General features: G+C 68.2%; 8 protein-coding genes. 5 read left to right on the plus strand and 3 right to left on the minus strand.

Going from position 1 to position 7,531, the window contains the following annotated elements; genetic code table 11:
• Positions 1–166: 166 nt before the first annotated feature.
• Positions 167–1,600, plus strand: coding sequence for an exodeoxyribonuclease I (sbcB, locus tag RMO12_RS14285; RefSeq protein ID WP_309639797.1), 1,434 nt, complete (start codon positions 167–169; stop codon positions 1,598–1,600).
• 411 nt (positions 1,601–2,011) lie between these two features.
• On the opposite strand, the gene RMO12_RS14290 is transcribed toward sbcB, so the two are convergent.
• The 3 genes from RMO12_RS14290 to RMO12_RS14300 form a co-directional block, all read right to left on the minus strand.
• Entirely contained in the window at positions 2,012–2,194 is a 183-nt protein-coding gene (locus tag RMO12_RS14290; RefSeq protein WP_309639798.1) for a DUF2283 domain-containing protein, read from the minus strand.
• 31 nt (positions 2,195–2,225) lie between these two features.
• Positions 2,226–2,357, minus strand: a complete 132-nt coding sequence (locus RMO12_RS14295) for a hypothetical protein (protein ID WP_309639799.1) — start codon at positions 2,355–2,357, stop codon at positions 2,226–2,228.
• 72 nt (positions 2,358–2,429) lie between these two features.
• The gene (locus RMO12_RS14300; RefSeq protein WP_309639800.1) at positions 2,430–4,253 is read right to left on the minus strand and encodes a glutamine--tRNA ligase/YqeY domain fusion protein; all 1,824 of its coding nucleotides are present in this window, start codon (positions 4,251–4,253) and stop codon (positions 2,430–2,432) included.
• Positions 4,254–4,457: 204 nt separating this feature from the next.
• Between RMO12_RS14300 and RMO12_RS14305 the strand changes: the two genes are divergently transcribed.
• The 4 genes from RMO12_RS14305 (at position 4,458) to RMO12_RS14320 (ending at position 7,495) form a co-directional block, all read left to right on the plus strand.
• Entirely contained in the window at positions 4,458–4,883 is a 426-nt protein-coding gene (locus RMO12_RS14305) for a hypothetical protein (protein WP_309639801.1), read from the plus strand.
• Positions 4,884–5,136: 253 nt separating this feature from the next.
• Positions 5,137–5,421, plus strand: coding sequence for a phosphopantetheine-binding protein (locus RMO12_RS14310; protein ID WP_309624147.1), 285 nt, complete (start codon positions 5,137–5,139; stop codon positions 5,419–5,421).
• Positions 5,422–5,432: 11 nt separating this feature from the next.
• A complete protein-coding gene (locus RMO12_RS14315; RefSeq protein ID WP_309639802.1) occupies positions 5,433–6,086 on the plus strand; it encodes a hypothetical protein in 654 nt (217 codons plus the stop codon).
• Positions 6,087–6,088: 2 nt separating this feature from the next.
• Positions 6,089–7,495 (plus strand): AMP-binding protein, encoded by a 1,407-nt coding sequence (locus RMO12_RS14320; protein ID WP_309639803.1) that lies wholly within the window; start codon positions 6,089–6,091, stop codon positions 7,493–7,495.
• Positions 7,496–7,531 lie beyond the last annotated feature (36 nt).

Raw genomic sequence — 7,531 nt, forward strand, 5'->3', positions numbered from 1 at the left:
CCGTCGGGCGGTGTGTCGGTGGGGTTCATACAAGCCTCCTGCAAGTGCCGAGGCTATCTTCTGCTTGTTAGCCGCGCAGCGCCAGTCGCAGGCGAACGTGGGCGGGTCCGGTTTTACGTGAGTTGCGCCCGACCGCCGCCGCCGGGCGTCGGTTAAGGTGCCGTCGATGAGCGACCTCAGCTTCTTCTGGCACGACTACGAAACCTTCGGCCGCGTGCCGCGCCGTGACCGGCCCGCGCAGTTCGCCGGCGTGCGCACCGATGCCGAGCTCAACGAGATCGACTCACCGGTCATGCACTACTGCCGGCCAGCGCCCGACGGCTTGCCCGAGCCGGGCGCCTGCCTACTCACCGGCATCACGCCGCAACTTTGCCTGGAGCGCGGCCTGGCCGAGCATGCGTTTGCGGGCGTCATCGAGCAGCAGCTCGCCAAGCCCGGCACCGTGGGCGTGGGCTACAACTCGATCCGCTTCGACGACGAAGTCACGCGCTTCCTGTTCTGGCGCAACCTGATCGACCCCTACGCCCGCGAATACAAGAACGATTGCGGCCGCTGGGACCTGCTCGACGTGCTGCGCTGCTGCCATGCTCTGCGGCCCGAGGGCATCGAGTGGCCGCGCCACGAGGACGGGCGCGCCTCGTTCAAGCTCGAGCACCTGAGTGCTGCCAACGGCCTGGCACACGAGGCCGCGCATGACGCTGCGTCCGACGTGCGCGCCACGCTCGCGCTCGCGCGGCTGGTCAAGGCGAAGCAGCCAAAGCTGTGGGCTTTTTGCCTGCGGCTGCGCTCCAAGCATGAAGTGCTTAAGGAGATGGGCGTGGGCCGACCCTTCCTGCACGTATCGGGCATGTACGGCGCCGAGCGCGGCGGCATCGCACTGGTGTGGCCGCTGGCGCCGCACCCGACCAACAAGAACGAGGTCATCGTCTGGGACCTGGCGCAAGACCCGAGCGAATTGTTCACGCTCGACGTGGCCACGGTGCGACAGCGCATGTTCACCCGCGCCGAGGAGCTGCCCGAGGGCGTGACGCGGCTGCCGATCAAGACCATCCATATCAACAAGTCGCCGGTGGTGATCGGCAAGCTCGAGACGCTGAGCCCCGAGCGGGCGCTGCTGTGGGGCATCGACGTGGCGCAGGCGCACCGGCATGCCGAGATTTGCGCGCTGCGCGGTGCCAGCCTCGCCGGTCTGTGGCCCGAGGTGATGCACCGCCCACCGCTCGAAGGCAAGCCCGACGTGGACGAAGACCTCTACGGTGGCTTCGTCACCGATGGCGACCGGCGCACCTTGCAGCGCCTGCGCGGGCTGAGCCCCGAGGCGCTGTCCGCAGCTCGACCGGCGTTCACCGATGCGCGGCTCGACGAGCTGCTGTTTCGCTACCGCGCGCGCAACTTCCCCGCGACCCTGAACGAGGCCGAGCAGCAGCAGTGGCACGAGCACCGCGTGCACCGGCTGCACGAAGGAGCTGGTGGCGCGCAGACGCTTGTAGCCTTTCTTGCCGAGATCGACACGCTGGTCGAAACGGCCGACGAGCGGGGGCAGCAGATCCTGGAGGCGCTGGTGGACTACGCGACCGACATCGCACCCGAACTCGGCTGAAGCGCGCCGGGCATGAGCATCATGTCGACTACCTCCTCGTTCAAAGGCAACAAGTCATCGCTATCCGGCAAGCCGTGCGTGCGGCTTGCGGAGCGATGACGTGGCGCAAGCGCTGGGCAAAGAACTGGCCTGAGATGAATGTCGCGCGAGCCGACCGCGCGCCGCGCAGCACGTGGTGTCAAGACATGCGAGCGAATGTCGATGAGCACACAGAAGTCGAATCTCGATTCACGTCGCTGAGCTCAATGTTTTCGCCGCGGGCCATCGAACTGAAGACCCCTATGCGCGCTATGCGTGCGCCAGGGCGTGCTGCTTGACCGGCGGTGCAGCGTCAAAGACGCTTCATTCGCAGCCAGTGGCCGGGAGTGCGGGAATTTGGCCAAGTCGTGATCGAACCGAGCCTCACCGCGGCTACCGGAACTCCAACGGCACCAGGCCTTCCTTCTTTGCATCGAGCAGCACGATTTCCACGATGCTGCCGTCTTCCGCGAAGCTGACGTTGGTGTTCCAGCCTTGCGAGACCTCGCGCACCACCGGCTTGTTCGAGACCCGGATCTCGAGGATGTCGTCCTGCTCGTAGTAGACGGCTTTCATGGCTGTGGCTCCCAGTGATGCAGCACGGTCTTCACGACCACGGCCGCCATGCACAGCAAGTTGTCGTGGCGCTCGGCGACATCTTGTAGATCCAGAGGTGCGTCTCGTCAGCCGGCTTGACGGTGCCGGAGTCAATGATGTGGAGCACCAGCGCTTGGCTCATGGCCCGCTCTTCCATCCGCGGAAATGCATGTTCAGTGAACACCCCCGGCAGGTTCGAAGCGGGCGCTGTGCATCACTTGCTCCAGCTGTCCTTCAAGCCGGTGATCTTTCCGAACACCGGCGTGCTCGCTGCGTGATCCTTCGCATCGGCCACGAAATAGCCGTGGCGCTCGATCTGATACTTGCCGCCTGCCGGGCTGCTCGCGAGTGAGGGCTCCAGATAGCCGGCCACGACCCGCTTGCTTTGTGCGTTCAGCACCGACAAGAAATCCCGCCCCCCCGCATCCGGCTGCGCTTCGGTGAACAGCCGGTCGTAGAGCCGCACCTCGGCCCGCACCGCCTCATGCACGCCGACCCAGGTGATCGTGCCCTTGACCTTCACCGCGTCGGCGCCGGGGGTGCCGCTCTTGGTGTCGGGCACGACCGTGGCCAGCACGGCGGTGACCTTGCCTTGCGCGTCTTTCTCGCAGCCGCTGCACTCGATCACGTAGCCGTATTTCAGGCGCACCTTGTTGCCCGGAAAAAGGCGAAAGAACCCTTTGGCCGGCGCCTCGGCGAAGTCATCGCGCTCGATCCACACCTCGGGCCCAAGGCTAAAACGGCGCAGGCCGAGTTCGGGCCGCTGCGGGTGCGCGGGCGCCTGGCAGGGCTCCAGATGCTCGGGGTCGCCGCCGAAGGTTTCCACCCAGTTGGTGAGCTTGAGCTTGATGGGCTCCAGCACGGCCATGGCGCGCGGCGCCTTGCCTTCGAGGTCGTCGCGCAGCGCGGCGTCGAGCAGGCTGTAGTCGATCCAGCTGTACTCCTTGGTCACCCCGATGCGCTCGCAAAACAGCTGGATGCTCGCGGGGGTGTAGCCACGTCGACGCAGGCCGGCGAGGGTAGGCATGCGCGGATCGTCCCAGCTGTCGACATGGCCCTCGTCGACCAGTTGCTTGAGCTTGCGCTTGCTGGTGACCACGTAGGTGAGGTTCAGGCGCGCGAACTCGTGCTGGTGCGGGCGCGGCTGCGCGAGCAGGCCGAGGCTGCATAAGTTGTCGAGCAGCCAGTCGTAGAAGGGCCGCTGGTCCTCGAATTCGAGCGTGCAGATGCTGTGGGTGACGCGCTCCAGCGCGTCTTCAATCGGGTGCGCGAAGGTGTACATCGGGTAGATGCACCATTGGTCGCCGGTGCGGTGGTGCGTCGCCCGCTTGATGCGGTAGAGCGCCGGGTCGCGCAGGTTGATGTTGGGCGAGGCCATGTCGATCTTCGCGCGCAGCACGGCGGCGCCGTCGTCGAGCTTGCCGTCCCGCATGTCGCGAAAGCGCGCCAGGTTCTCGTCGGGCGTGCGGCCGCGGTAGGGGCTCGCAATGCCGGGCGTGTTGAAGTCGCCGCGCGTGGCGCGCATCTGCTCAGGCGTCTGATCGTCCACATAGGCGAGACCGGTGTTAATGAGCGCCTCGGCCGCCCGGTACATGAAATCGAAGTCGTCGCTGGCGAAGTAAAGATGGCTGCGCGTGCTCTGGGTGTCGGCCGGGTCGGGGCCCTCCCAGTTGAAACCCAGCCACTTGACCGCGTCGATGATCGCGTCGACGTATTCCTGCTCTTCCTTCTCGGGGTTGGTGTCGTCGAAACGCAAGTGGCACACGCCGCCGTAGTCGCGCGCCAAGCCGAAGTTCAGGCAAATGCTCTTGGCATGGCCGATGTGCAAGTAACCGTTGGGCTCGGGCGGAAAACGCGTACGGATGCGGGCCGGGTCGAGCGGCTGGCCGGCATGGTGGGCGGCGTCGCCCGGCGTTCCGGCGAAGGTGCGGCCGGCGTAGGTGCCCTGCTTGAGGTCGCGCTCGATGATGTTGCGCAGGAAGTTGCTGGCGCTGGTGGTCGCGCCGCCGACCGTGTCGGGCTTCTTGGGTTCGTTCATTTGCGGGCGATTCTAAGGAGAGGGCCCGCCGGCCACGCGCCGCGGCGGTGTCTGGCGCTTGCGCCGAATCGGGTCGCGCCGCGCCACAAAACTTAATTCACACGGGGTTACAGCTTCCTGTGAACCGCAAGGGGCTATGCCCCGTTCAAAGCTGACGAGGCCGCAAAAACCGCCCACCCGGACGGCGCCTCGCAAGGAGTCGACATGACATCTCGAGCGATTTGCAAGAGCCTGGCCGCGGCTGCCCTCGGCTTGGCCGGGCTGGCCGCCACGGGTGCGGCGCAGGCGGGCGTGAGCTGGCACATCGGCATCAACCTGCCGGGCCCGGCGGTGTATTACCAACCGTCGCCCGTTTATGCGCCGGCGCCGGTGTATTACGAGCCGCCCCCGGTTTACTACCAGCCGCCTCCGGTGGTGTACAGCCCGGCGCCCGTGTATTACCAGCCGGCGCCCGTGTACGTGCAGCCGCAGTCGCGTGCTTATTGGCATGACGACCGCGAGTACCGCCGCTACGACGGCCATCACGGCCGTCGCCACGGCGACGATCACGATCGCGACGATGACCGCAGGGCCTACCGTCACGGCCCCGATCGCAACGGCGACGGCATCCCCGACCGGTACCGTTACTGAGCCGCATGCGTGGACAGTCCCTGCGGACTGTCCACCTCAATCAGCCGCCAGGCCTGTCAGCCTCGCGGGGCGAATGGGAGCGGGGCGCCGGCCACTGGCTACGCATCCGATGGCGCATCGGCCCGATGTGCGGGGACAAGGACGCTTCCCGGCCCTTCGCCAAGCGAATCGGCGCCGGGTCGCCCCGTACAATCTTCCCCTCGTACAACGCGATCGGTCAGGTAGCTCCGTGTCCCCATCCACCCACGCCGTGATGCCTTGCGCCGACCTTGCTCCGCAGCCTCATGGGATCGAGCACGAACTGGCCACGTTGCTGGTCGAAGCGCTCAACCTCGAAGTCGCGCCCGCTGCGATCGACCCCACCGCACCGCTGTACGGTGAAGGCCTCGGTCTGGACTCCATCGACATCCTCGAGGTGGCGCTGGAGGTGTCGCGCCGCTACGGCTTCCAGCTGCGCTCCGACGACGCGAACAACCAACTCATCTTCGAGTCGCTGCGCAGCCTGGCGGCGCACGTCGCACAGCACCGCACGCTCTGAATCACCTTCAGATGCGGCACTGGCGCCTGGCCCATTGGCGTCTCGGTCTGGGGCTGCTGGCAGCCGCGGCCTACGCGCTCCTCTCTCACTGGCTGATGCTGTACGCCGCCGACAAGCCGTGGGCGGTGGCCGCGCTGCTCGGGCCGCTGCTGGCCGTCGGCCTGGGCATTGCATTGAAACGCCGCGATCGGCGTTCGCTGGCCGGGGTGGCGCTGGCGGCGGCGGGGCTCGCGGCGCTGGTCGCTCGCGGCGGCGTCGGTGACGTGAACCGGCTCTACCTGCTGCAGCATGTCGGCATCCACCTGGCGCTGTTCGCGAGCTTCGGCGCGACGCTGCTGCCGGGTCGGCTGTCGCTGATCGGCGGCGTGGCGCAGCGCGTGCATGGCACGCTTTCGCCTGCGATGGTGGCCTACACGCATCGCGTGACGCGCATGTGGGCGATCTATTTCCTTGCCATGGCGCTGCTGTCGCTGTGGGTCCATGCCACCCAGCCCTGGAGCGCGTGGTCGCTGCTCGCCAACCTGCTGACGCCCGTCGCGGTGGTGGCGCTGTTCGTCGGCGAGCATTTCCTGCGCTACCGGCTGCACCCGGAGTTCGAGCGCATTGGCCTGATCGAAGTGGTGCGCGCCTATTCGCGCACCGCGCCGGTCAAGGCTGCGCCCTGACGATGGACCGGACGCTGCCCCTGCTGGCGGCCCGCGATCCGGCCGCCCCACTTGCCTGGTGCGGCGGCCTGCCGATCAGCGCAGCGCGCTTCCTCGCCGACGTGGCGCAGCAGGCCGCTCGCCTGCCCGCCGAAGGACCGCTCGTCAATCTGTGCCTCGACCGCTACCGTTTTTCGGTCGGTTTCGCGGCGGCGCTGACGCGTGCTCAGACCAGCCTGCTGCCGCCCGATGCGCTGCCCGACACCCTGGCGCGCTTGCGCGCTGCCCATCCGACGCTCTACGGCCTGGCCGACGACGCGACCTTGCAAACGCCCGGCGTGCCGCTGCTGCAAGTGCTACCGCCCGGCGCGGGCGGCGCAGCGCAGGCCGTGCCGCGCATCGCGGCTTCGCTGGCGGCGGCTTGCCTGCTGACATCGGGCTCGACCAGCGTGCCGCAGCCGCATGTCAAGACCTGGGGCGCGCTGGTCGCCAACATCGGCGCCGAGGCGGCGCGCCTGGCCGAATTCCTGGAGCGGCCGACGCTCGCCGGGCTCACGCTGGTGGCGACCGTGCCGGCCCAGCACAGCTACGGTTTCGAGTCGAGCGTGTTGCTGGCGCTGCTCGGCGGCGCGGCCTTCGATGCCGGCCGGCCGTTCTATCCCGCCGACATCGTGCAGGCGCTGGCCCGGGTGCCGCGCCCGCGCGCGCTGGTGACGACGCCGTTTCACCTCAAGACGCTGCTGCTTGCCGGCCTGGAGCTGCCGCCCACCGACCTGGTGTTGTGTGCGACCGCGCCGCTCTCACCGCAACTCGCGCTGCAGGCCGAGCGCGGCTTCGGCGGCCCGCTGATTGAAATCTACGGCTGCACCGAGGCCGGCCAGGTGGCGACGCGCCGCACCGTGCGCGAAGAACGCTGGACGACGCTGGGCGACCTGCGCCTGCGCCGCGACGGCGCTTTCGAGGGCAGGGGCGATGGCCTGGAAGGCGGTGAGCGCTTCGTGGTCGAGGGCGGTCATGTGCTCGCGCCCACGCCGCTCGCCGACGTGCTGCAGCTCGAAGATGCGCAGCGCTTTCGCCTGCTCGGCCGTGCCCACGACCTGATCCATGTCGCCGGCCGGCGCAGCTCGCTGGCGCACCTGAACTACCACCTCAACAGCATCGAGGGCGTGCAGGACGGCGCCTTCTGGCTGCCGGCGGACGTGACCGACGGCGTGGTGCGGCCGGTGGCCTTGGTGGTCGCGCCGGGCTCGAGCGCGGCGCGGATCATTGCGGCCTTGCGCGAGCGGCTCGAGCCGGTGTTCGTGCCGCGCCGCGTGCTGCACGTCCAGGCGCTGCCGCGGGCGGCCACCGGCAAGCTCAGCGCCGATGCGCTGCAGCGCTTTGCCACCGAGCAGCTGGCGCGGCGCAGCGTCGAGGACGGCCATGGCTGAGCCGAATCTGCGGGTGACGCGCCACATTGCCGTCGA

The sequence above is a fragment of the Methylibium sp. genome (genome assembly GCF_031393925.1).
Taxonomy (GTDB): domain Bacteria; phylum Pseudomonadota; class Gammaproteobacteria; order Burkholderiales; family Burkholderiaceae_C; genus Methylibium.